Source organism: Paenibacillus sp. V4I9, from assembly GCF_030817295.1.
Lineage (GTDB): Bacteria > Bacillota > Bacilli > Paenibacillales > NBRC-103111 > Paenibacillus_E.
In genome coordinates this window covers 6,596,242-6,619,921 of sequence record NZ_JAUSZE010000001.1, presented here as the reverse complement: position 1 = coordinate 6,619,921, position 23,680 = coordinate 6,596,242, and the positions used below count along the sequence as shown (strand labels likewise).

Genomic DNA, 23,680 nt, shown 5'->3' with positions numbered 1-23,680 from the left:
GTTGATTCATCGGCAACAGGGACTTCCTATCATCCTGTTGCTTTTTCGCATGCACGATCACATTGTATAAAGGAGTCAGGCCCGAATGGCACAAGGAAACCAGTTCCAATCCAAACGAACCAGCACATCTAACCAAAGGGCTCAACTATCGCAAGCCCCTCAGATAAGCAGTACTTCACCTCAAGTGTCTCCTCTGGGAAGAGACTTCTTTATGCAAATGCAGCGAACAGCAGGCAATCGTGCGACGCAAGCCTATGCTAATCAACTCATTCAGAGAAATCCTGCGGCTACCCAGCCGCAAGTGGTTCCTTTGCCAACGGCAACAACAGCGCCACCCGTTGCAGCAACGCCGGCACCACTTCCCACTGTAGCAACACCGACGCCTGTAGCAACCCAGGCACCAGGAACAGCGCAACCTGCTCCCGGAATAGCACCCCCTACAACGGTAGCAACTCCGGCACTAGCACCAGCAATAGCAACAGCAGTAGCTGCCCCGCAGAGTGACGGGACTAAAGAAAGTGCGGACATGGGATCTGGCGTTGTTTCAACATTCAGTGACAGTTTCGGGATGAGATCAGAGGACATGGATGAGTCCTTCAAAAAATCGAATAATACAGGTGAAGAACAACTATCGAATAGCACGGGAGCTGTAGCTTCGACAGCGGATCTCATTGGCGGACCGTTCCAAATTTTGAGTACGATGAGAGAAATGCTAGCTATTTCTGAAGATGATCGAACAAAATTAGACTACGCGTCAGCAGGCTTATCCATAACCGAAGCTGGAGGTAAAATGGTCAGCGGATCGGCAGGTTTGATAGATAAATCAGCTAAATCCACAGGCCATGAAAATGGCGTGGGTGCTTCTTCCTCCGTCAGTGACTATTCCGGAACGGTTGCTGAAGCGATAACTTCTGTTAAGAGCGCCATTTTGACGGTTAAGGCGATTTATGATTTGTACAGTAAGCATGCTGGAAATGGCGGTCTGGACAAGGGAGAAAAGTCAAAAGGCGCTATTGAAATTATTAGCAATGCCATCCAGACTGCGCAATCCGGTCTCAAAGTAGCCAAAGGCATCATGAAGCTTATGGAAACAAGCACAGCCAGCTTAACATCCGTAATACCAGGTGTCAGCATTGCTGTAAGTGGTGTGAAAATTGCGATTAAAACCGTTGATGTCATTAAAGCCGGCTTAAATCGCTCGGCCATGACAACGTTGAAACGTGACTTTAAAGGGAAGCACACTGGTGCAGACTTCATTATTGCTAAGCGTTGGTTCCGTAACGCTGGTGTTGATAAAGCGAAGCTTGCGACGCATAAAGCGGAACTTGAACGGAAGAAGGCGCTAGGAGTTGCAGGTGCCGCAGAGCAGCTTGAAGAAATCGCTGAGTATGAATTAGCGAAAGAAATGAAAGATATTAACGTGAAGCGTACGACACGCGGCGGCTTGCAAATCGGTTTAGAGTTAACTAAAATAGCTGCAGACATTGCAACATTGACTGGGGTCGGAGCGCAAGTCGGAACGCCGCTCAAAATTGTGGCTTCGGGTGTAAGCGCCGCGATGCCGATTGCGAGGAATTTGAAACAAGCGGGCCGCGATCGGGCCTCCAAAGCCGGCGCATGGGGAATTACCAAAGCCGTTTTTGATGCTAATAAGTCGACCGATAAGAAACGGGAACAACGCGGGCGGGATGCGGATTTAATTCTGAATTTGATCAGGAATCTTCCTAAGCTATACGAGCCAGCGCCAGCTCCGGCGACTGCTGCGCCAACACCAACATCGGCACCAGCACCTGCAACATCAGGACAGGCCCCCGCAGTAACGACACAGCCACCAGCATCTGCGGCAACTGTGCCTGCACCGATAGCTATACCTGTAGCAGTAGCTATGCCTACAGATCCAGGTGTTCTTGCTCGATACGAGCATGTACGCAGTTATGTAGAAGCGGCTGGAGTAAGTTTACCGGCTCTTAAGAATTTTGAGAACAAAGATGAATTGAGAGGCATGTTGACTAAAGCCATGGCCCAAAGAGAGTAGGAGAGTGTACATACATGTTGCCAGATAAAATACATGCGCGTCATTTGGCGCAACTAGGGTTTCTGAAGGAAATTTTAGATGAGACAGGCCTAGCGACTAATTTATTGGAAAAATCCGAAGCGATTCCGCTTCACGTCCTCATGGCAGGATTCCAAGAGGACAAAAAAGGAAGGGAACGGTTCCTTCACTTTAGTTTTTTACCGCTGAATGATGATGAAATTGGCGCGATTCAGCTGCTGCAAATTTACAGTACGCTCCCCTTTCATTTGCAAGAAGGGTCCCGCGATGCCGTGGCTTCTGTCCTGCTGGAAATTAACACAAGATTGCCGATCGGTCATTTTGGCATCAATGAACAGAATGAGCTGCACTATCGGTATGTATATAGTATTTCAGCGTCCAGCACTTTTGAAAGTGAAGAAGTGTTGGAGATTCTCAGCTTGTTTGTCTACATGTGCGATATGTTCGCTGAGCATGTTGAACTCGTAGCGAGTGGTGAAGCCTCTGCTGAGCAAGTTGTTCAATCTTTGAGATAGTTGAAATAAACCGAAAAACCGATTCCTTCCTTAGTAGGAGATCGGTTTTTTGGCTGTACTATTTGATTTTTGTCTGCAGCAGTTCAATAAGCTGCTTACCGGGATCTCTCATTTCTCCGCCAGCAGGACGATTTCCATTGCCATTCTTGCCACCGGTTCGATCGGGTGCATTAGCATTTGGTTGTGCAGAAGCATCTGGTTTATTTTCTGTATTTCCAGATTCACCATTTTGATTGCCCTTGCCAGTGCCGGTGTTTCCGTTATTTCGAGGACCATTTGCACCGCCGTTTCCTCGATTGCTCATACGCCCAGCTGAATCCTCTATAAATTTCTTCTGGGCATCCGTTAACTTTTCAAATAGCTTGGTCTTGTTTTCATCACTAAGTTCAGCTTTAGTTACGATGTCTTGAGTAACGGGCAGCATGGATTGAGCCTGTTCTTTCGTAATGGTAAGTCCTTCTGCTTTGTCTAGCATGAGCAGGGTCTGGAATGTACTGAACATTTGTCTTTGTGCCGCACTCATGACAGGTCGGTCTTGAGCATTTTGCTTGCCGTCTGCCTGGGATTGTCCGTTTTGTTGTTGTTGCTGCGGTTGTGCTGAGCTTGCTGCAGCAGGTTGTGAGGATGACGGGTTCCCACAACCGCTTAGTATTACGGGGATTAGAATGCATAAGCCCGCTATTTTTGTCATTTTTATCATATGTATCACTCCTATCAGTCATCTTCTTCACAATCGTACACGACAATTATGAAAAATCTGAGAAGAGAAGCTGAATGATACATAAAAGTTAGCTTAAAATGTGCTGAGGGATAAAGATTTGTAGTCCATATAACACCTAAGATGGTGCAACCGAAGCTTTTGAGCCGCGACAAACATATGTAACACAAAGTTTACAACTGGGAGGTACTATTAATGCAGGAGCTTGTTGGGGAGTGCAAGGAATGTAGAAAGCAAATTTTCTGCAACGATGGATTTATTAACGGCGTAGTGTTAGACGATAACACGTTAATATGCTTTGAATGTTTCAAAGGAGAGAGCGAAATCACAGCTGATTAACAAAAAAAGAAGCTGCTCGAGCAGCTCCTCAACTAAACTTGTTTCACACTTTTGACCGTTAAGCTGGGAATATCACTTTTCAAAGCGTAGCGTCTGTTCAGCAGAAAGCCGAAAAGGGAAGCTAGCGACTGCTGGAACAGCATGCCGAGTACAACGGGGACAGTCACCAGAGGCGGGAAGTAGGCAACTGCGAGTACCGCGCCAGCACTAATATTACGCATCCCGCTGTTAAACGTAAGTGCTACGACGACGTCTTGTTCCCATCGCATGAGCTTGGCAACCAGCCACCCGATGATGTAACCAAGTGAGGCTATGAAGAGTACAAATCCGGCCAAACCTAGTAATCTAGCATTAAAATCACGTAAATAAGGGGCGATTACGGAGCTGTTGATAGCGACAACGATGCCCATGGTTATTTTCGAAAAAGGACCTAGACGCTCACTCCATTGTTCTTTAATTTTGCCGCGTGTCCATTGATTCAGCAGCATGCCAATGATAGAGGGTAGAACGATCATCAGGAACAGACCTTTCATCATCGCGAAGGAGTCCATCTGAACTTTGGTTCCAATTAACGCAGATAGTGTGTAGGGAACGACAAAAGGTGAAAGGATGGTGTCCATGAGAATAATCGATAAGGTGAGCATGATATTTCCGCGATAAATGGCTACCCAGACGAAGCTTGAAATGCCAGTAGGAATGGCTGCTGCTAAGATGAGGCCAGTTATGGTCATGGGCTCATGGCTGTATACGACATGCCCGAGAACCAGCGCAATCAGCGGCATCGCGACATGTAGAATTAACAATGTGGTTATGAGTGGAAGAGGCTGAACGACGACTTTGACGAATTCTTTGAAGCTGGAGCTTATGCTGCCCGCGAAAGTCATAAAGGCAAACAACCAAGGGGATAAATAGGTGAATTCGGATAAATGACTGCCTAGCAATATACCGATGAGAACACTGACTGGTGTAATTAGCGGCAAGATTTTTTCTAATTGACGATTCAATTGAGACAACATTTAGGTGAACATCCTTCCTTTAAACTTCTTAGGCAGCTTTGTCTCCCTATTATATGAGTTGAAAGGGGTGGTGACTAGCCCCACATCGTTATTCGAGAAATGAAAACGTTTGCGATGAATTCGGCTATTGGCTATAATTGGAGTACATGCAAGGTGCTTACACTATGTAAACAGGTTATTTTTTTATGGATAGCTTCTATATCGAGGAGTGTTTGTATGAAAAGCAGATGGGAACAGGAATTAGAGGAGCAAAGAAATAAACGGCGGGAGGAAATTATTCTAGCCGCTCAGGAGCTTTTTTTGGAAAAAGATTTGCACGGTGTAACGATGAAAGACATCGGACTTCAATTGGGGATCAGCCGTGTTACTCTTTATAAATATTATAACTCGATTGATGAGCTGGCATTTGAGGTTCAGATGAAGGTTCTGGACGATTTGTTTAGATGGGTCGATTCTCACAAAATCGGTGAACGAGCCGAAGAGAAAATGCGAAACTTATTGTTAGCATGGCAGGATTTTACCCAGACTAGACCTAGCCATTTACGCTTTATTGGACTGTTTGATCACTATTACCGAGAAAAGTATCCAACCCGCGAATTGGAGGAGAAGTATAAAATATTCATCCAAAATGTCTTTCCATCACCTGTTCAGCTTATTCTGGAAGGCATTCAAGATGGCTCGATCCGGTCTGACCTTGATCCCGCCAAGACATCAGCCATGATTGCAAACACGATGATGAGTATGACGCAGCGGATGGCATCAAGAGGAAACATTCTTCGTGTCGAACAAGAGATTGATCCAGGCGAGATGATGTTGCAGTTAATTGACATGATCATGGCCTATCTGAAACCCGAAGCGTCTTCTATCTGATCACGCTAGCTTTCACGAGAGGGGAAGTCTATTCAACCGTGCAAATTCATACTTTGCCTCTGTTCAAAACACTGCGCTTTAAGTTGATATTTGGGTTACTCATTATTGTGATACCCATCGTAGTTTTCATGATCTATAACAATTTGTACGCCATCCAAGTTGTTCGAAATCAAGTGGCTCAATCGAATAAAAATTTAATCAGCTTATATATGGGGCAGATCGACCGTAATTTGGATGAGGTAGACAAGTATTTATTCAACTTCGCTGCGCAAGACACGGGACTGCTTGTACTTGACGCGCAGCGAGATCAAAATGCCGATCGGTACTCTTTTACGAAAATTCAATTAAATAATAAGCTGTTAAAAGACCTCCCTAATTATAAATCAATGGATATGTTCTTTGTTTACTCGGAGCCGAATCAAGATTTATTGACAGTTATGAGTGATCAAGTCACTTACACCAGACAGGAAGCCGTTGAAAATAGCATTAAGACCATTTTTCAGGACCAACGCGATGGTTCAAATCAGACAAGTCTGAAAGAATGGTTCATGCTTAAGCTTGGAGATCAATACTTTTTGACCCGTGTGATCAAATATGGGAATGTCTATATCGGGGCATGGACGGATGCGAGTAAATTAATGGTTCCGCTGAACCTGGTCGATTTGGGCAACAACGGTAGGGCGCTGCTGGTTACGGACCTGTTCGAGACCATGTCTAACCAAGCTTTCGTACAAGAAAATCAAATTAATTTGAACGATGTTGGAACGGATTACAAACTCACTGGAAAAAACGAAAAATTTCTAGTCGTTGGCGAAAAATCCGCGAAAGGCCGTTTCAGCTTAATCGCTGCCATACCAGACAGCAAAATTCTAGAGAATCTTCCTTTCCTTCGCCGAATGGTATCGTTCATTTTGATGGGATCACTTATTCTGTTTCCTTTCATTTTGTTTCTTTTAAGGAAAATCATCTTGGTTCCGATAAACCGGATCATGATGGCTATGAGGAGAATCGAAGACGGGAATTTGGACGTCCGCATCACATACAGCCCTTCTGTCATTGAATTCGACAAGATGAACCAATCCTTCAATCGCATGATATCGCAAATACAGGAATTGAAAATTAATGTTTTGGAAGAACAATTAAATCATCAGAAGGCCGAACTCAAACATTTGCAGCTTCAAATTAATCCGCACTTTTTCCTGAACTCGTTGAACATTATTTATAATTTGGCACAGGTGAAAGACTTTGTATTGATTCAGGAAATGGCGCTTTGTCTCGTACAATATTTTCGCTTTATGTTTCGAAGCAACATGGCATTCGTCGCTTTAAGGGATGAGGTCCAGCATACTCTTAATTACTTTCGTATCCAAGAGATGCGGTTTCCTCAAAATTTGACTTATGATCTATCCGTTCCAGACAACCTGATGGATGAATTGGTTCCTCCGCTTGTTATTCAAACCTTTGTGGAAAATACGATCAAACACGCAGTTAGCATGGATAAACTTGTTCATATTGGTATAACCATTGAAGCCATAGAAGTTAATAAAATCCGTATACGGGTGCAGGATACTGGAAAAGGATTTCCTGAAGATGTTTTGGCTCGGCTGCAGATGGAAATGGATATCGGTAACGGAGAAGGTCATCATATCGGGATATGGAATGTGCAGCGTCGACTGCGTCTTCTGTATCAAGATCAAGCCCAGATCACGTTTTCAAATGGTGCAGGTCACGGCGCAGTGATTGAAATTCTCATCCCATTTCATGAGAAGAAAGGCGGAGAAAGCGATGCTTCAATTGCTGGTCGTGGACGATGAAATTCACGCTGTACGAGGGATAAAAGCGGGGGTACCGTGGGACCAACTTGGATTTTCAAAGGTTCATGAAGCTTTTAACATTCGACAGGCGAAGGAAATCTTTGGGGCCCAGAAAATTGATATTATGCTTTGCGACATTGAAATGCCGGAAGGTGACGGATTTCAATTGTTATCTTGGGTCAAAGAACACTCTCCAGATACCGAGTCCCTTTTTTTAACCTGTCATGCTGATTTCGAATTCGCGCAAAAAGCGATTCAATTGGGAAGTCTGGATTATATGCTCAAACCTGTCCGCTTTCCGGAATTGGAGAAAGCCGTTCGAAAAGCGATCGGACAATTAGAAAAGAAAAGAGGATTGGTCCAATTTAATGAAACCTATAAGCATTACTATCAGTTATGGGAATCGTACCAACCGATGGTTGTTGAGCGCTTCTGGCAGGATTTAATCCATAGGTCTATCCCTTCGAATAAGGTTCAAATCAAAGAAATTATGGCGAAGCAAAGTATACCTTATAGTGATACAGCCTTATTTGTGCCGATATGGATCAGTGTACAGCGTTGGCATAAAAAACTGACTCTTCGTGAAGAAAAAATAATGGAATTCGCCTTGCGCAACTCTTTGGAGGAATTGGCTGTACGGAAAGAGGCAAACGGCCAAATCGTTCAGGTCAAAAGCGGAGGGTTACTGGCCATCCTCTCGGTCGACCCGGGTAGCAAGATCGATAAAGAGAAGCTAACCAACGAATTACAGGGTTATATCGATGCTTGTAACCATTACTTTTTCTGTGATCTTTGTTGTTATATCGGTACTCCCGTATATACGGAGGGAATGCTGGAGATGTTCGAATCCTTAGTCACGTTGGAGTCCAACAATGTTACACAAACGAATAAAATCTTCTTTTTAAGTGAGCAACGATGCAGCTACGATACATTTCCGCTGCCCAAAATGAACGGTTGGGGGGAAATGCTCAAGTGTGGATGCAAAGGGAAACTGCTGAAAGAGATCGATCATAGTTTGGATGCGATGAAGCAAATGGAGAGACTCGATGCCAAATTGCTGCGCGGATTTTATGAGGATTTTCTGCAAATGATTCATCACGTATTACATTATAAGGGCTTGAGGGCGCATCAGGTTTTTTCGGAAGAACTTCTGTCTATGCAAGCATCGTCCGTTTCCCGTTCCATAGCTGATCTTAGACAATGGATAAACACGATGATCGAAGAAGCTGCGGGTCGCATTCATTCTGTGGATGAAAGTCAAACCGTTGTTGAAAAAGCGAAACACTATATCGCTCAGCACATCAACGAAGATGTATCGCGGGAAGATATCGCCAGCCATGTGAATATGAATCCGGACTACCTGACAAGAATTTTCAAGAAAGAAACCGGCTTGACGATTTCTGATTATATTCTCCAGGAGCGGGTAGAATTGGCCAAAGAAATGCTGGTGAAGACGGATCTTCAAATTGGAAGCATCGCCGCTTCAGTGGGCTACAATAATTTTTCCCATTTCTCAAAAATGTTCAAGAAAGCGACGGCCATTAATCCACAGGATTACCGCAAATTATATGAAACTTACCAAACATAAGGTTCCTTAAACATGAGATCGTTCCCTTCTCGGGTTCGATCTTTTTTGTTCAAAAAGAAGTCGGAAATGCGATAACAGGAAGTCGGGAAACAGGTAGAGTGCATAGCGGCAGTTAGATATGATGAGAGTATAACGGAAGAGGGGGGAACGATGTGGGGACAACGACAACAACTAGGGCAAATTCAGCGACCACGACAGCTGCTGGGATAACGGCAACGAAATCAATAACCAGAAAAAAACTGAGAAAGTTATGGAGGTATGCCCCTCTGTTTGTGATGGTCATACCCGAAATCATTTATCTGATCATCAACAACTATTTGCCGATGTTTGGCTTGATTATTGCGTTCAAAGACGTCAACTTCACGAAAGGAATTTGGGCCAGCGATTGGGTTGGATTTAAAAATTTCGAGTACCTGTTCAAAACCTCCGACGCCATGCTGATTACCCGAAATACGATTCTATATAATTCGGCTTTTATTATCATTAATTTGATCATCGCCGTTGGCGTAGCTATTTTGTTGAATGAAGTGAAGAAGAAATTATTTGCCCGGTTTTACCAAAGCGTCATTCTCATCCCCTATTTGATTTCTATGGTTATTGTCGGTTATTTGGTGCTTGCCATGCTAAGCGGAGAAACCGGTTACATTAATAAACAAATCCTGCCTATGCTTGGAATGGATCCAATCTCATGGTATAGCGAAGCCAAATATTGGCCGTATATTTTGACCTTTGTGAACATTTGGAAGCATGTTGGATACCTATGTGTCATCTATTTAGCGGCGATTATCGGAATCGACCCGGAATATTACGAGGCCGCAAGGATTGACGGAGCGAGTAAATGGCAGCAGATTACGAATATTACCATACCATTAATCACTCCGGTTATTGTGATTATGACATTACTGCAAATCGGCCGCATTTTTTACTCCGAATTTGGTTTGTTCTATCAAGTTCCGCTTGATACGGGCGCGCTCTTTCCTACAACCAACGTTATCGATACGTATGTTTATCGGGCTTTACTAAGATTGGGCGACATCGGCATGTCTTCGGCAGCGGGCCTATATCAATCCGTTGTGGGATTCATTCTCGTACTCATCTCAAATTATGAGGTGAGCAAGCGAAACAGCGATAACGCTTTGTTTTAATAAGGAGGGATACCCAATGAAAGTAAAAAGTCAACTGTACCAAGCGATCATTCATGTATTCTTTATTGGCATTGTTTGTCTCTGTCTTCTTCCGTTTTTTCTGCTCGTGATTACTTCTTTTACCGATGAAATGACCATTGTGTCAGAAGGGTATTCCTTCCTACCGAGTAAATTCAGCCTGGCAGCTTACGAATTTTTGTGGAACGATTCCTCCAACATATTTCGGGCTTACGGTATTACCATTCTGGTAACTTTAGTTGGTACGTTTGTGGGGCTATCGATCACTGCCCTATGCGCCTATCCATTATCTAGAAAGGATATGCTGATTCGCAAGCCGCTCTCGTTTATCGTGTTTTTCACACTGCTGTTTAACGGAGGTCTGGTCCCCACCTACCTGGTATATACACAAGTGTTCGATATGAAAAACACACTGCTGGCCTTAATCATTCCCGGTTTGTTATCCAATGGATTTTACGTGCTGATTATGCGAACCTTTTTTATGACTTCAATCCCAACCCCGGTTATTGAGTCAGCATCCATTGACGGGGCGGGGGAATTTAAAATCTTTTTCCAGATCGTGCTTCCGCTCTCTCTTCCCATTCTGGCTACGGTCGGATTGATGCAAACGATCGGCTATTGGAACGATTGGTTCAACGGATTAATCTATGTGACCGACAGCAAGCTGTTCAGTTTGCAAAATTTGTTAAACCGGATTTTGTTAAACGCGCAATTTTTGTCAAGCAACGCGAGCAGCAGCACAACGGAACTTGCTGCAAGCAGTAACATTCCGATGGAATCGGTCCGGATGGCTATGGCGGTTATTGGGACTATTCCATTGCTGATCGCATACCCTTTTTTTCAAAAATACTTCGTCAAAGGTCTCGTTATTGGAGCAGTCAAAGGCTAGGCTATACTCGGCATCAGCCGGTTAGCATAAATGGAATATAAACAGGGAGGCTACGAAATGAGAGGGAATAGAAAAAAAAGCGTCCAAACAGCGTTAGCGGGAATGATAGCCGTTTCTCTTCTATTGACGGCATGCAGCAGCGGTAGCGGTGGCTCTACGGCTACAACCGCACCAAGTGCGGCAGGAGAAACAGTAAAGGCGAAGTCGGACTTAAAACCTTATGAACTAACAGTGGCCTACTATAAAATTGGTAACAACAAGGATCTGCAAGAGGTCCAGGATGCCGTTAACAAACTGACCAAAGAGAAAATTAATGCAACGGTTAAATTTGTGCCTATTGACCCCGCTGCGTATCAGCAACAAGTCAATCTGATGCTTGCTAGCAATGAAAATTTGGACTTGCTAGTCACTTTGACAGCACTCGGCTACGGTACGCAAGCGGCAAAAGGACAGCTTGTCCCTTTAGAGGATCTGCTTAAGAAATATGGACAGGATATTGCCAAGGTCGTCACACCGGAGATTCAAAAAGCGACGATGGCCAGCGGTAAACTTTATGGCATACCTAGCGTACGCGACTGGGCAGCCGACTACGGTATCCTGATGCGCAAAGATATTGTTGATAAATACAAGATTGATCTAAGCAAGATCAAGACCTTTGATGATTTGGATGCCGTATTCAAGGTCGTCAAAGATAACGAGCCGAATATGGCGGCTATTGTTCCGGAAGGCGGGGGTACGTCCTATATCGCGTCCCTTGCACCTGGCTTTATGGACCCATTGAATGATGATAACGGAGTGCTGCCGGACCATGATAATAACCTGAAGGTAGTCAATTGGTTTGAATCGAAGCAATATTCTGATCTATTAAAAATGGTCAGAAGATGGTATTTGGACGGATATATCCCGAAAGATATCGCTACAAACAAAATCCGCCCTGAAGACCTTGTGAAGGCCGGCAAAGCTTTTTCCTTTACAGTGCATATGAAGCCTGGCTATGAAACGAAGGAAGCCATCTTGACGGGCACACCGATGGTTGCAGCTCGCATTATCCCACCTGTCACTTCTACGTCGTCGATTGCAAACGTCATGTTCAGTATCGCCAAAAACTCGAAGGATCCGGAGAGAGCCATGATGTTCCTCAACTTGCTTTACTCCGACAAAGAGTTGATCAACTTGATCGACTATGGCATTGAAGGAAAGCACTACGTCAAGAAGGGTGACTTGATCGCCTTCCCGAATGGAGTAGATACGCAGAATGCCACCTATAGCCCGAATCATGGATGGGAGTGGGGTAATCAATTCCTTTCCTACATTTGGGAAAGTGATCCTGTTAGTCTTTGGAAAGATCAGGCTGATTTCAACAAATCGTCCAAAAAATCAAAAGCGCTCGGCTTCAGCTTTTCTGTCGATCCGGTTAAAACGGAAGTGGCCGCTGTTCAGAGCGTGAAGGACCAATTCAAAATAGGTTTGGAAACCGGTACGCTGGATCCGGATAAAAACTTGCCTGAATTTATTGGCAAAATGAAGGCTTCCGGCATGGACAAAATTATAGCTGAGAAGCAAAAGCAGCTTGATGAATGGGCGAAAACCAATAAGTAGTTTTTGCGAGGAGAAGCTGCATGTCCCCTACAGAGATACAGGAGAGAAACATACCGTTTGTGCCTGTAATGATCGCGATTTTTTTCGGGTCCGTACTGGCGACACTTGGCATGAGTTCGATAAGTGTAGCGTTCCCCGTTTTGATGGAACAATTTCATACCGATTTGACCACCATGCAGTGGACGATGACGGGTTACCTGCTGGCAACCGGAATTGTGGCTCCCCTCACCGGGTATCTTGGGGAAAAGTTCAGTACCAAGTACCTGTATGTCGCTGCGCTTATTGGCTACACGCTGATTTCAGGACTTAGCGCTTTCGCATGGAATATTGAATCGTTAATTGCGTTTCGAGTCGTGCAGGGTATTTTTGGCGGGATTATCTTGCCAGCCACAATGACAATCCTTTATCAGGTGATTCCCCGAGCCAAGCAGGCGTTTGCGCTCAGCATGTGGACCTTGTCGACGATGCTTTCGCCTGCGTTCGGACCTCTATTGGCGGGCTGGCTGATCGGAAAGTTCGAATGGAAATGGCTGTTCCTCATGGACATTCCGTTCGGTATTGCGGCAGTTGCAGTCGCTTGGCGGCTTATTCCCTATTACAAACTGAATACACCGAAAACGTTCGATTTGCCTGGCTTGATTACCGTAATTCTAAGCAGCGGCTCCCTCCTGATCGCCTTCAGCGAAGCACATTCATGGGGATGGAGCTCGTGGAGAACGCTGTCTCTGCTCGCTTTCGGCATCCTGATGCTCGGGTGCTTTATTCGGAGAGAATTAATGATCCCTGAACCGCTCTTGAATTTGAAGGTATTTGTCAATTTAAAATATACGGTTAGCCTTGCCGTGCTGGCCGTTATTACGCTCAATTTGTATTCCGGCGCCTATTTAATACCGGTGTTTCTGCAGAACGTTCAAGGGGCGTCCGCACTGGAGGTCGGTTTGATCTTGCTACCGGCCACACTTGCGATGGCAGGCGTGATGCCGCTCGTCGGCAAGCTGTATATGAGAATTGCTCCGCAATGGCTGATCGTTTCCGGGATTCTTTTGATCGCGGTCGGAACACTAGCAATAGGACGTCTGGATGTGTACGTATCGCAATGGTACATCACTCTGTGGCTGACCATACGCTACATCGGGATTTCGTTAACGATCATGCCGCTTACCAACGTTGGTATGGAGGCTATCCCGCGCGAACTGTCCGGTCATGCTTCATCGGTGAATAACTGGATCCGCCAAGTTTTCGGTTCCTTTTCCATCGCGTTGTTTACTTCACTGATCGCATCACGGTTAACCGCACACAACCAGGCACTTGGTTTAGATAGGGCTGCGGAAGCCCAGCGAAAGTTGCTGAAGGCGGAAGCCTTCATGATGAGCTCTAATGACGTGTACATTGTAGCGACGATGATCGTATTAGTCGGCCTTCCTCTCGTGTGGACGTTGTTTAGAGGCAAATCTCGGAATAAAAGGCTAGTGAACCATAAGCTTCAGCATATGAAAAATTTAACACAAAAGGAGCAGTTAAAATGAGCATTTCAATTGGCGTGAATTTATTTTCAGTCTTTCAAGCACTAAACAACGACTACTTTGGCACCCTTGAAAAGGTAGCTTCTGCAGGCTATACAAATGTGGAATTAATCACCACCAATTTTATGACAGGCGTCCGATACAGTGACTCATTTCCTCTGCAAACCATAAAAAACAAGCTGGAAGAATTGGGGCTTAAGCCTATAGCATCCCATGAAAGACTGGATCAAGATGCCCAGAATTGGGATCAGTTAATCCAAGAAAATGCTGAACTTGGATGTAAAGCGATTGTAATGCCGTCTGCATGGATCAAAAATCGTGAAGATACATTGGTAACCGCAGAACAACTGAATGCAATCGGAAAAAAATGCACTGAAAACGGTTTGCAATTTTACTTTCATAATCACTTCCATGAATTCAAAAGATGGGAAAATACGACCTTATACGATATTTTAGTTGAAAATACGGACCCGGCTTATGTCAAATTTGAGTTGGATTTGGTTTGGGTTATGCGTGCGGGTCTTGATCCCATCGCCGTTCTTGAGAAATTAGGCAGCCGATGCGATATCGTCCATCAGAAAGATTTAAATAAAGAGGTCCTCCATCTAAACGTGTTTGACGCTCTCCAGCCAGGTGACGAAGATTTGGATATGATGCAGCTATATCGCGGGAAGGGATACATACAAGCAGGTGACTTTGTGGATCTAGGAACAGGTTCAATCGATTTTAAAGCCACCTACGACAAAATCAAAGAAATGGGTACGATCCAATATGCCTTTATTGAAAATGAAGGGATAAGCGACGATAAATTTACAAGCATAAAGAATGATTTAAAGCTTTTGCAAAAGTATGTGTAAAGCCGCTTTATGGCGCATTAGATCATAGGGAGTGTGTTCGATCATGTCAACAGCTAAATTGAAAATCGGAATTATAGGCTGCGGCGGTATTGCTAACCAAAAGCATATGCCTTCATTAGCGAAACTCACTCATTTAGGCGAAATGGTTGCTTTCTGTGATGTTGTCGAAGAGCGGGCTGTCAAAGCTGCAAAAGAATTTGGAACGGAGCAGGCGAAAGTTTATTTGGACTATAAGGAATTATTGCAAGATGAGTCAATTGATGTTATTCATGTGTTGACTCCCAATCTTCAGCATTCCTTCATAACGGTGGCTGCGCTTGAGGCAGGTAAGCATGTCATGTGCGAAAAGCCGATGGCTATCAATTCTGTTGAAGCTAAAAAGATGTTAGAGGCAAGCAAGAAGACAGGAAGAAAATTAACGATCGGTTACCAAAATAGGTTCCGAGACGATTCACAGGTATTGTACAAAGCATGCCGCCATGGGGAGTTCGGCGATATTTATATGGCCAAAGCCCATGCCCTTCGCAGACGCGGAGTTCCGACCTGGGGCGTTTTTACGGACAAAGAACAGCAAGGTGGCGGACCGTTGATCGATATTGGCACACACGCGCTGGATCTATCTCTCTGGTTCATGGACAACTACAAGCCGAAATCAGTGACAGGATCGGTATTCCACAAATTAGGGGATAAGTTCGAAGGCAATATGTTCGGTCCATGGGATCCCAAAAGCTACGAGGTCGAAGATTCAGCTTTCGGATTTATCAAAATGGAGAATGGTGCAACGATATTCCTGGAATGCGCATGGGCGCTTAATATAACAGATACTAGAGAAGCGATGACGACCCTGTGCGGAACAGAAGGCGGAGCGGAAATGAAAGGCAGTCCTGCTATGGGCAAAGGTGAGTTGGTTTTCAACAGCGCCAAGTATGGAAAGCTAGTCGAAACCAAGGCTACGACAGGCGGAGGCATTGCTTATTTCGACGCAGGTGCCGAAGAGCCAGGCGTGAAAGAGGCCAGACAATGGCTGGAGAGTATTCTCAACGATACGGAGCCACTTGTTAAACCGGAGCAAGCATTTGTTGTTACCCAAATTTTGGAAGCCATTTATGAATCGGCAAAAACAGGGAAAACGATAGAATTATGATCAATAAAAATTTCTATTTCCAAGCGATGAATGACGTGCTATGATATTTAACAATTACATACGAATGAATCCCTAGGGGCGCCGCAAGGCTGAGACAGAGCAATCTGAACCCTTTGAACCTGAACTGGGTCATACCAGCGGAGGAAAGTGGAACGATCATTGGAGCCCCATCTTTGCATGTTTATTAGGCGGCGCAACCTACAACCACTTTTCTTTGGAAAAGTGGTTTTTTTCATGCCTGAAAATAAGATTTTGGGGTGAAATTGATTATTTTAACCCATTTCATACAGTGTGTGGTACAGAAAGTAGCTGGGCCCTAAATTGCGATTTCTCTTTGGATTCCTGCACTGGAGTGATGTTTATCATCGCTAAAGTCAGAGTGAAGGGGAAAAGAACCTCCGTAGCGATGAAAAATATGCTTAAAACAAAAAGATGAAGATGATTTGGGGCGATTTCCACTCTGAAGTGATGTTTTTCATCGTTAGAGTCGGTGTGAAGGGGAGAAGAACCTCCGTAGTGATGAAAAACATGCTTATAACCCGAAAGTTAAGCTGAATAAGTAGCGCAAGAAAGGAGTTGAGACTCTTCATGACTGGGTATGAACTGCATGTCATTTCCAATGGCAGGCTAGCGTGGACAGAGCTGGCGGCGGTTGCGGCTAAGATTCACCCTTATGTCACGGCCATTCATATACGTGAAAAAAAGAAATCATTAGACGAGATATTCTTAGGTGTGCAGTTTCTGCTCGAAACAGGTATTCCTGCGAAAAGCCTATATATCAATGGTTACCCGTCCATTGTCACGGCTGCGGCTTTAGGTGGATTACAGCTCCAGGGCAGCACCCCGCCGCTTTCAACCCTAAGAGAATTCTGTCAGGGAGTGCAGAGGACTGGCGTATCGATACATAGTGCGGAGGAAGCTAAGCAGCGAGAGAGGGAGGGTGCGGATTATGTGATGTTTGGTCATATTTTTGCTACGAATTCCAAGGTGGGTATCCCGCCTAGGGGGTTGAAGCAGATCAGAGATATGGCGGCCCAAGTCTCAATTCCGATTATTGCGATCGGAGGCATGAGACCTGAACGTGTAGGATCAGTTTTGGAAGCGGGAGCTTCTGGTATAGCAGTGATGAGTGGGATATGGGAAGCGGAAGACCCATTGGAAGCAGTGAAAGCTTACGAGAGCGAGCTAAAGCGAAAGGAGGTTGGATAAATGAAACATATGAACGATGTGATCATCGTCGGAGGCGGAGTTATTGGCTCCTCGATCGCCTATAACTTGGCAAAGAGAGGTCAGTCCGTCATGCTCCTCGATCGCGGCAGGCTTGGCATGGAAGCCTCGGCGGCGGCGGGTGGCATGCTCGGAGCACAATCCGAGATGGAGGATACGGGCCCGCTTTTCCAGTGGGCCCGACAAAGCAGAGCGATGTTCCCCCAGCTGAGCGAGGAACTGAAAGCTCTCACGGGCATCGACATCGGTCTCGTCCGTGAAGGTTTGTTGAACGTGGCGCTCAGCGACGTTCAAGAGCAGGAGCTGCGCGCGAGGGAGAAGCTCCAACGCGCAGCGGGCGAGCAGGCGGAGTGGCTGAGCGCAGCTGCAGCCTCCAAGCTCGAGCCCGCCTTGAGCGAGGCGACGCGCGGAGCCTTATACCTGCCGGGCGATGGGCAGGTAGAGGCACCGCTGCTGGCGGCGGCGTTCGCGCAGGCAGCCCGTGTGCTGGGGGCGAAGGTGCAAGAATTCGCCCAGGTACTTGGGCTGCTGACGGAGCGAGGCCGAGCCGTCGGTGTTATGACGAGCGAAGGTCCGCTCTACAGCGACCACGTCGTTGTGGCGGCTGGCACGTGGAGCGGACAGCTAATGGCTGGTATCGGCGTCGACCTGCCGGTGTATCCCGTGAAGGGCGAGTGCTTCTCTGTCCTTACGACGAAGCCGTTGCCCAAGAAGACCCTGTTCACGACAGGGTGTTATATCGTCCCGAAAGCCGGAGGACGACTGCTGGTCGGCGCGACAGTAGTACCGAACAGCTACGACCGCAAGGTGTCGCTGGCTGGGCTAGCTGAGCTGATGGATCGCGCGAGGCTGCTCATGCCCGCGATTGGCGAAGCCGAGTGGGAGAAAGCTTGGTCGGGTCTGCGACCGCAGACGGCAGACGGGCTGCCGTACATCGGCAAAGTGCCGGGGTACGATGGTTTATATGCCGCTTGCGGGCATTACCGCAATGGGATTTTGCTCAGTCCGGTCACTGGTAAGGTGATCGCGGATTTCGTTTTGGGCGGGGGAGAGGATCCCCTTCAGCCTGAGCTTGAGCTGGGATTGGAGATAGGATCAGTGACAAGATCTGAGACGAGATCAGAGATAAGATCAGACACGGGAAAACAGACCTTTTTGGCTATGGAATCGTTGCTCGATGCTTTTAGTCCTGATCTATCTGGGCAATCGAAGCGGATCGGGCGGCGTAAAAGGGAACTTTTTTCAGCCTTAGGAAAGGAGCTGCACAGCATTGAAGCTGCACATTAATGGGCAAAGCGTAGACATTCCAGATTCAATCCGAACCATTGATGAGCTGCTCGCGCATTTTGAATTGAGTGAGAAAATGCTCGTCGTGGAACATAATGAAAACATTTTACAAAAAGAAGATCACGTGAAAGCTGAGCTTTCCGCAGGTCATAAAATCGAAATCGTTCATTTTGTTGGAGGGGGATAATTGTATGCTAAAAATCGGTCCTTACGAGTTTCGTTCACGACTATTGCTGGGCACGGGCAAGTTCCCGGATTTCAATATTCAGAAGCAGGCGGTAGAAGTTAGTGAATCTCAGATTTTGACGTTTGCGGTGCGTCGTATGAATATTTTTGAAGCGAGTCAGCCAAATTTCTTGTCGATGCTGGATGTGTCGAATTTCACCTTACTGCCGAATACGGCAGGCGCTAAAACAGCCGAAGAAGCTGTACGCATCGCGAGACTAGCGAAGGCTTCCGGACTATGCGACATGATCAAAGTCGAAGTTATTGGAGACGAAATGACGCTGCTGCCCGACCCGGTTGAAACGTTGAAAGCCTCGGAAATGCTCCTAGAGGAGGGCTTCATCGTGTTGCCATACACATCAGACGACGTTCTTTTAGCCAAACGCTTGCAAGCCCTAGGAGTTCATGCCATTATGCCTGGCGCATCGCCAATCGGAACAGGTCAAGGCATCATTAACCCGCTGAACCTGAGCTTCATAATTGAGCAAGCGACCGTACCAGTAATCGTCGATGCGGGCATTGGTGCTCCTTCGGACGCTGCACTTGCTATGGAGATGGGAGCCGATGGTGTGCTGCTCAACACTGCTGTGTCGGGTGCCAAGGATCCGGTCAAAATGGCTTACGCCATGAAATTGGCGATTGAAGCCGGACGTGCCGGCTTCGAAGCCGGCCGTATTCCGAAGAAGCGGTATGCCTCGGCTAGCAGCCCGATGGAGGGTTTTAGCCGCGTTTAGTTGGAGAAGAGCAAAAGTGTGAATCGGAGAAAGCCGAAAAGGACGTCTCGGGAGAGGGATAGTGGATATTCCATAGTGAGCGGTCGATAAAGATCTTCTCGGCTGGTGCGAGAGGGCTATTAGTAAGAATGTGAGGCTGAGAGGGCCGGAATATACGTCTCGGTAGAGGGATAGTGAATATTCCATGGTGAGCGGTCGATAAAGATCTTCTCAGCTGCTGTGAGTGGGTTGAGAGTAAGAATGTGAGGCTGAGAGGGCCGGAATATACGTCTCGGTAGAGGGATAGTGAATATTCCATAGTTGAGCGGTCGATAAAGGCCTTCTCGGCTGCTGTGAGAGGGCTATTAGTAAGAATGTGAGGCTGAGAGGGCCGAAAAGAACGTCTCGCTAGAGGGATAGTAGATAATCGATGGTGAGCGGTCAGAAAATGCTTTCTCGGATGTGTTGTTAGCGGGTTAAAAGCAAGAATGTGGCTCTTAGGGGGCGGGAAATAGAGATTGAAGCTGAAAGGGGGAGTAAGATGTCTGTTTACAAAGCATTAACGATCGCGGGCTCGGATAGCGGAGGGGGTGCGGGGATTCAAGCAGACCTGAAGACGTTCCAAGAGCTGGGCGTTTATGGGATGTCGGTCATTACCGCCGTGACTGCGCAGAATACGCTTGGTGTTCAAGGGGTTTATCCGATGAGCGCTGAAGCGATTGAGCAGCAGTTGGCCTCTATTGGGGAGGATTTACCTCCCAACGCGCTCAAAACGGGGATGTTATTCAGTGGTGAGATTATACGAATCGTAGCGGCCGCGATACAAACCTATAAGTGGGAGCGTGTCGTGGTTGACCCCGTGATGATAGCCAAAGGCGGGGCCTCCTTGCTTCAGCAAGAGGCTATCGATGCGATGATTCACTCTTTATTGCCGCTGGCCGATGTGGTTACACCGAACATACCTGAAGCTGAAGCGCTTAGCGGCTTGCAAATAACGGATAGCGTGTCGCGTCAACAGGCTGCGAAGCGGATTCATCTCTACGGCTGCAAGAACGTGATGATTAAAGGCGGACATGAAGTGAATACGGAGCATGCAACTGATTTGCTGTATGACGGGAAGACATTCACGGAGTTTTCGTCCAGACGTCTTGTTACCAAGCACACGCACGGTACAGGTTGCACGTTTGCGGCGGCGGTCACTTCGGGACTTGCGCAGGGCTTAACGACGAAAGAAGCAATCCAACTGGCAAAAAGATTCATCCAAGCTGCAATTGCGGAGCCGTTACACATAGGAAGCGGTCATGGTCCTACGAACCATTGGGCTTATCAACGTGGAGTTAGAGCGAGTATTGCTCGCACGTTGGCGAATGAGCTTGACAGGACGTCAACTGGCGGGCAGCTAAAGAGTGATAAGGCTTTGGACGCTGATGCTAATGCCACTGACTTAGATGACATTTTCGTCAACGAGGATGTTTTCATTCGAGGTGCACGATGAAAATCGAGCAGCTGCGCAAAGCGCTGCGTTTGTATTTGGTCATGGGCAGCCCGAACTGTGGCGGGGCTGACCCTGTTTCGGTGCTGGAGGCCGCTATTGCCGGCGGCATCACGATGTTTCAGTTCCGCGAGAAGGGCGCCGGAGCCCTGCAGGGGGCGGCGAAGCTCGAGCTGGGCGCGCGGCTGCGCCGCCTATGCGCGCAGCACGCGATCCCCTTCATCGTCAACGATGATGAAGGGCTCGCTCTAGAGCTTGAGGCCGATGGCATTCACATCGGCCAAGAAGACACCCCAGCCGCCGCCGTGCGGCAGCGGCTGAAGAAAATGATCGTGGGCGTCTCGGTCCACGATCTGGGCGAAGCCCGGTCGGCGCTCGCCGAAGGCGCCGACTATCTGGGCGTAGGCCCCCAATACGCCACGCGCACGAAGCTGGATGCGCGTGAGGTCCAGGGGCCTGCCGTCATCCAGCGGATTCGCGCAGGCGGCATCCGGCTGCCGCTCGTTGGCATCGGAGGCATCGATGCCACGAATGCATCCCACGTCATCCGCGCAGGGGCGGATGGCGTAGCCGTAGTCAGCGCGATTGCAAGCGCGCACTCACCACGTGAAGCAGCAACTGAGCTGCTTAGAAACATCAAATAGAGGAGGAATTCGTATGACAACAACTAATAGTAGTTCCGTGAAAGACGTCCAAATTTCCACATTTCCAGGTAGTAAAAAGGTATATGTACAAGGCTCAAGACCAGATATTCAAGTGCCAATGAGAGAAATTTCTTTGGGAAGCTCCACGAATTTACACGGAGAGGAAGTAGCCAATGAGCCAGTGCAGGTTTATGATACAAGTGGTGTTTATACCGATACCGAACTGAAAACGGATATCCGTCAAGGTCTTCCCGCTAATCGTTTAACATGGATCGAAGAGCGTGGTGACGTTGAATCTTACGTTGGACGTGAAGTGAAGCCAGAAGATAATGGGCTTGCAACTCCTGATGCAAGAGGGGCCGCTGAAATATTCCCAGGCTTACACCGCAGACCGCTCCGAGCTAAGCAAGGCTGTAACGTGACACAGATGCATTATGCACGCCAAGGCATCGTGACACCGGAAATGGAGTACATTGCGATTCGAGAGAATCTCGATGCTGAATTCGTTCGTAAAGAAGTAGCAATTGGTCGTGCCATCATTCCTTCCAATATTAATCATCCCGAGAGCGAGCCGATGATCATCGGACGCAACTTCCTTGTGAAAATTAATGCCAATATCGGAAATTCCGCCGTCGCTTCTTCCATTGAGGAAGAGGTCGAGAAGATGACGTGGGCCACCCGTTGGGGCGCTGACACGATTATGGATTTATCGACGGGCAAAAACATACATACAACACGCGAATGGATCATCCGCAACTCCCCTGTTCCTGTTGGAACGGTGCCATTGTATCAAGCGCTCGAAAAAGTGAACGGCAAAGCGGAAGACCTCACTTGGGAAGTTTACCGTGATACGCTGATTGAGCAAGCAGAACAGGGTGTTAGCTACTTTACGATCCATGCGGGCGTACTGCTGCGATACATCCCTATGACGGCTAAGCGCGTAACGGGTATCGTCTCCCGCGGTGGATCCATTATGGCTGCATGGTGCCTAGCTCACCACCAAGAGAATTTTCTTTATACGCATTTCGAAGATATTTGCGAAATTATGAAAGCTTACGACGTCGCCTTCTCGCTTGGTGATGGACTGCGCCCTGGTTCGATCGCAGACGCGAACGATGAGGCCCAATTCGCCGAATTGGAAACACTTGGCGAGCTGACGCAAATCGCTTGGAAGCACGACGTCCAAGTGATGGTTGAAGGACCAGGCCACGTGCCGATGCATCTGGTCAAAGAAAATATGGACCGTCAGCTGGAAGTTTGCCAAGAAGCGCCATTCTACACGCTTGGACCGCTGACGACCGACATTGCGCCAGGCTATGACCATATCACCTCTGCCATTGGAGCAGCGATGATCGGCTGGTTTGGCACAGCGATGCTGTGCTATGTGACGCCGAAGGAGCATCTCGGCCTGCCGAATAAGGAAGACGTACGCGTCGGGGTCATCACGTACAAGATTGCTGCGCACGCCGCCGATCTGGCTAAGGGCCATCCAGGCGCGCAAATTCGCGACAACGCGCTGTCCAAGGCGCGCTTCGAGTTCCGCTGGCGCGACCAGTTCAATCTCTCGCTCGATCCAGAACGCGCAATTGAGTACCATGATGAGACGCTGCCGGCCGAAGGCGCGAAGACGGCGCACTTCTGCTCCATGTGTGGACCGAAGTTTTGCAGTATGAGAATTACTCAAGATATAAGGCAGTACGCACACGCGCAAGGGCTTGATGAAGAGTCCGCGCGAAACAGCGGCATGGAGGAGAAGTCCAAGGAATTCCGTGAAGCAGGAAGCCAAATTTATCGTTAATAAATTGGGGGCGTTTCCACCTTTAATGGGTGACAGAAACGTCCCTTTTTGCTACCATAGAGAAAAGCTTAACTTCGTTAATCCGTTAAAGCGTTGAAATGGTCAGAAATGAGGACATTCATGTTTGCCGAGACTGCAATTGACATGAAATCCTTTTCGCATTATGATACGGTTAAAAAGATTTGACCGTCGTTTAATTAATCTCA

Annotated in this window: 19 protein-coding genes, 1 pseudogene and 1 riboswitch; of the genes and pseudogenes, 18 read left to right on the top strand and 2 right to left on the bottom strand. The window is 47.1% G+C overall.

Annotated elements, in window-relative coordinates; all coding sequences use genetic code 11:
- The first annotated feature begins 85 nt into the window (after positions 1 to 85).
- On the top strand, positions 86 to 2,035 hold the full coding sequence (locus QFZ81_RS30465) for a hypothetical protein (RefSeq protein WP_307605723.1): 1,950 nt from the start codon (positions 86 to 88) through the stop codon (positions 2,033 to 2,035).
- Positions 2,036 to 2,049: 14 nt separating this feature from the next.
- A complete protein-coding gene (locus QFZ81_RS30460; RefSeq protein WP_307438440.1) occupies positions 2,050 to 2,568 on the top strand; it encodes a YbjN domain-containing protein in 519 nt (172 codons plus the stop codon).
- Positions 2,569 to 2,626: 58 nt separating this feature from the next.
- Here the strand turns inward: QFZ81_RS30460 and QFZ81_RS30455 are convergent, their stop codons facing one another.
- Positions 2,627 to 3,268: a hypothetical protein gene (locus QFZ81_RS30455; RefSeq protein ID WP_307605722.1), complete on the bottom strand. Its 642-nt coding sequence runs from the start codon at positions 3,266 to 3,268 to the stop codon at positions 2,627 to 2,629.
- A gap of 389 nt (positions 3,269 to 3,657) precedes the next feature.
- Positions 3,658 to 4,641 carry a bile acid:sodium symporter family protein gene (locus tag QFZ81_RS30450; protein ID WP_307438444.1) on the bottom strand — a complete coding sequence of 328 codons (984 nt, stop codon included), beginning with the start codon at positions 4,639 to 4,641 and terminating at the stop codon, positions 3,658 to 3,660.
- 216 nt (positions 4,642 to 4,857) lie between these two features.
- Between QFZ81_RS30450 and QFZ81_RS30445 the strand changes: the two genes are divergently transcribed.
- From QFZ81_RS30445 to thiC, 16 genes and pseudogenes are all read left to right on the top strand, one after another.
- Positions 4,858 to 5,511 (top strand): TetR/AcrR family transcriptional regulator, encoded by a 654-nt coding sequence (locus QFZ81_RS30445; protein ID WP_307438446.1) that lies wholly within the window; start codon positions 4,858 to 4,860, stop codon positions 5,509 to 5,511.
- A 38-nt stretch (positions 5,512 to 5,549) separates the two neighbouring features.
- Positions 5,550 to 7,325: a sensor histidine kinase gene (locus QFZ81_RS30440; RefSeq protein WP_307605721.1), complete on the top strand. Its 1,776-nt coding sequence runs from the start codon at positions 5,550 to 5,552 to the stop codon at positions 7,323 to 7,325.
- Complete coding sequence (locus QFZ81_RS30435) at positions 7,297 to 8,913, top strand: response regulator transcription factor (RefSeq protein WP_307605720.1); 1,617 nt, start codon at positions 7,297 to 7,299, stop codon at positions 8,911 to 8,913. The genes QFZ81_RS30440 and QFZ81_RS30435 overlap by 29 nt, the downstream gene beginning before the upstream one ends.
- A gap of 275 nt (positions 8,914 to 9,188) precedes the next feature.
- Positions 9,189 to 10,058, top strand: a complete 870-nt coding sequence (locus QFZ81_RS30430) for an ABC transporter permease (RefSeq protein WP_307607081.1) — start codon at positions 9,189 to 9,191, stop codon at positions 10,056 to 10,058.
- A 16-nt stretch (positions 10,059 to 10,074) separates the two neighbouring features.
- Positions 10,075 to 10,965, top strand: coding sequence for a carbohydrate ABC transporter permease (locus QFZ81_RS30425; RefSeq protein ID WP_307438450.1), 891 nt, complete (start codon positions 10,075 to 10,077; stop codon positions 10,963 to 10,965).
- A 57-nt stretch (positions 10,966 to 11,022) separates the two neighbouring features.
- On the top strand, positions 11,023 to 12,564 hold the full coding sequence (locus QFZ81_RS30420; RefSeq protein ID WP_307605719.1) for an ABC transporter substrate-binding protein: 1,542 nt from the start codon (positions 11,023 to 11,025) through the stop codon (positions 12,562 to 12,564).
- Between the two features lie 20 nt (positions 12,565 to 12,584).
- On the top strand, positions 12,585 to 14,090 hold the full coding sequence (locus QFZ81_RS30415) for a DHA2 family efflux MFS transporter permease subunit (protein ID WP_307605718.1): 1,506 nt from the start codon (positions 12,585 to 12,587) through the stop codon (positions 14,088 to 14,090).
- The gene (locus tag QFZ81_RS30410) at positions 14,087 to 14,944 is read left to right on the top strand and encodes a sugar phosphate isomerase/epimerase family protein (protein ID WP_307438456.1); all 858 of its coding nucleotides are present in this window, start codon (positions 14,087 to 14,089) and stop codon (positions 14,942 to 14,944) included. The genes QFZ81_RS30415 and QFZ81_RS30410 overlap by 4 nt, the downstream gene beginning before the upstream one ends.
- Positions 14,945 to 14,987: 43 nt before the next feature.
- Positions 14,988 to 16,088, top strand: a complete 1,101-nt coding sequence (locus QFZ81_RS30405) for a Gfo/Idh/MocA family protein (protein WP_307438458.1) — start codon at positions 14,988 to 14,990, stop codon at positions 16,086 to 16,088.
- A 64-nt stretch (positions 16,089 to 16,152) separates the two neighbouring features.
- Positions 16,153 to 16,251: riboswitch (TPP riboswitch) on the top strand.
- Positions 16,252 to 16,676: 425 nt separating this feature from the next.
- Positions 16,677 to 17,297 carry a thiamine phosphate synthase gene (locus QFZ81_RS30400; protein ID WP_307605717.1) on the top strand — a complete coding sequence of 207 codons (621 nt, stop codon included), beginning with the start codon at positions 16,677 to 16,679 and terminating at the stop codon, positions 17,295 to 17,297.
- Positions 17,298 to 18,602, top strand: a complete 1,305-nt coding sequence (gene thiO / locus QFZ81_RS30395) for a glycine oxidase ThiO (RefSeq protein ID WP_307605716.1) — start codon at positions 17,298 to 17,300, stop codon at positions 18,600 to 18,602.
- Entirely contained in the window at positions 18,586 to 18,789 is a 204-nt protein-coding gene (thiS, locus tag QFZ81_RS30390; RefSeq protein ID WP_307605715.1) for a sulfur carrier protein ThiS, read from the top strand. The genes thiO and thiS overlap by 17 nt, the downstream gene beginning before the upstream one ends.
- Before the next feature lie 4 nt (positions 18,790 to 18,793).
- On the top strand, positions 18,794 to 19,561 hold the full coding sequence (locus tag QFZ81_RS30385) for a thiazole synthase (protein WP_057304179.1): 768 nt from the start codon (positions 18,794 to 18,796) through the stop codon (positions 19,559 to 19,561).
- A 520-nt stretch (positions 19,562 to 20,081) separates the two neighbouring features.
- A pseudogene (gene thiD / locus QFZ81_RS30380) lies at positions 20,082 to 20,870 on the top strand (bifunctional hydroxymethylpyrimidine kinase/phosphomethylpyrimidine kinase); the annotation flags it as partial.
- Positions 20,871 to 21,031: 161 nt separating this feature from the next.
- Complete coding sequence (thiE, locus tag QFZ81_RS30375; RefSeq protein ID WP_307605714.1) at positions 21,032 to 21,676, top strand: thiamine phosphate synthase; 645 nt, start codon at positions 21,032 to 21,034, stop codon at positions 21,674 to 21,676.
- A gap of 13 nt (positions 21,677 to 21,689) precedes the next feature.
- Positions 21,690 to 23,474, top strand: a complete 1,785-nt coding sequence (thiC, locus tag QFZ81_RS30370; RefSeq protein ID WP_307605713.1) for a phosphomethylpyrimidine synthase ThiC — start codon at positions 21,690 to 21,692, stop codon at positions 23,472 to 23,474.
- Positions 23,475 to 23,680: the final 206 nt, after the last annotated feature.